At 41.5% G+C, this 1995-nt stretch carries 1 protein-coding gene and 1 pseudogene; one reads left to right on the top strand and one right to left on the bottom strand.

Going from position 1 to position 1995, the window contains the following annotated elements; genetic code table 11:
* Positions 1–753: pseudogene (gene ipaH3 / locus ACUU1I_RS20320) on the bottom strand (T3SS effector E3 ubiquitin-protein ligase IpaH3/Hc); the annotation flags it as partial.
* A gap of 741 nt (positions 754–1494) precedes the next feature.
* Here ipaH3 and ACUU1I_RS20315 point away from each other — a divergent pair.
* Positions 1495–1995 (top strand): metallophosphoesterase (locus tag ACUU1I_RS20315; protein ID WP_449144901.1); only part of this gene is annotated, 501 nt, incomplete at its 3' end.

Below are 1995 nucleotides of genomic sequence, written 5' to 3'. Positions count from 1 at the left end.
CGACAGAGACTCCCTGATCCGTGAGGACAGAGGATTGTCTTCGAGGATGATAGTGCAGGTCGGATCAAGGCTAAGTATATTTTCCGGAATGTGTGTGATGCGATTCTCGCGGCACCGGAAAAATATCTCGGTTTCCTCTGAGTGATGATTTCTTACAGGTACGGCTGGTAGGCTTTCCAGAAGATTAGTACTTACATCGAGCGCTTCCAGTGATTCAGGTAACTCAGGGAGAAATGTCAGCTGGTTATTTCTTACTGAGAGCACTTCCAGCGATGTAGGTAATTCAGGAAGCATGGTTAGCTGATTGTTATCTGCATTAATATATTCCAGCAATGCAGGCAATTCAGGAAGCATGGTTAGTTGGTTGTTATCTACATCAAGATGTTTCAGAGATGCGGGTAATTCAGGAAGTGTTGACAGGTGATTGTCACAGGCGTCAAGGTATTCCAGCGATGCTGGCAATTCTGGTAATGATATTAGGGCATTCTGAGTAATTTCCAGAACAGTGATTTGAGGTGGTAAGTTGTCAGGTAGCGAGGACAGATTTAAACGATTCAGTTGAAGCTCACTGAACTGATTGATGAGACATTCTTTAAGTAGGGAGACCGCTTCATTCCGATTTTCACCGGGGAGCGCTTGTTTTTCCCATTTATCCCATGCTGAAAAGTAATCAGCATATGTACCGGAAATAGTGTTATAAAAAGAATTTTGGGACAATGAAAAGTTATTATTTATCGGTAACATGATGGACATTCAGTTAAAGCCGATGGACAAATGGCTTTGTTAAAAGAAATAAGTAGGAGTTTTTATGAAGTTCATTCCATGAAATGAACTTCAGCACTTTTTTATTATAAAAGGACAAACAAAATTGGCTGTAAAAAAACGATACTGTTTCAGTTAACTGTGAATAGCTTGCTTGCACCGTATTGTTCTTGTTTTTCGGTTAGTTAAACATCGTACTTCATATTTGAACGTTCTGCCGGAATGCATTATCAATAGAGGTAAAGTCGCAACCCCAAATCGTAAAGGAAACCGTAGCACGTCGTATGCAAGAACGTGCCACGGCTGGCTGATGGATGTTCGATAGCGCGAGTTTGAATGAAAATCAGCCGGAGATGATTTTACATAATTGCTACGGAATTATTCAATACAGGAATTGCTTGCGTCTGCATGGATTGACCTGAAATATTCCCGAAAATTTCTCTAAAAAACTCGAAAAAAATGGTAACTGGTTGAATGTATTAATATGCAATGGTACGTGTCAGGGATTAAAAGATGAACGTAAATTTATTCAACGCATTAATTTTAAAGGGTTTTATTGTTTGTTGACGAAAACAGGAATCATGTTCGGTCTCTTTTTATCTGTTAAAAGCCAGAAGCATTTCCTTCGCTGACTTTATAGTCAACCATAACACACACTCTACTGTCTGAGTCCAGCGTTTTTTAACATTCTTGTTAAGATTATGTGATCTTTAGCGCGGGAGGAAAATATTGATGAAACAGCCTGCGCCCGTTTATCAGAGAATTGCGGGTCATCAATGGCGACATATCTGGCTTTCTGGCGATATACACGGTTGTCTTGAGCAGTTGCGCCGCAAATTATGGCATTGTCGTTTTGATCCGTGGCGAGATTTACTTATCTCAGTGGGAGACGTTATCGATCGTGGGCCGCAAAGTTTACGTTGTCTGCAGTTACTGGAACAACATTGGGTTCGTGCGGTAAGAGGCAATCATGAACAGATGGCGATGGATGCGCTGGCATTCCAGCAGATGTCTTTGTGGTTGATGAATGGCGGCGACTGGTTTATTGCGCTGGCAGATAATCAACAGAAACAAGCGAAAACGGCGCTGGAAAAATGTCAGCATTTGCCCTTTATTCTTGAAGTACACAGTCGCACCGGCAAGCATGTTATTGCTCATGCCGATTATCCAGATGATGTTTATGAATGGCAAAAGGACGTTGATTTGCATCAGGTCTTGTTGAGGTGTACTGGG

The sequence above is a fragment of the Shigella sp. SIG3 genome, assembly GCF_053555855.1.
The sequence above is the reverse complement of the archived record's forward strand: the minus strand, read 5'-3'. Positions and strand labels throughout refer to the sequence as shown.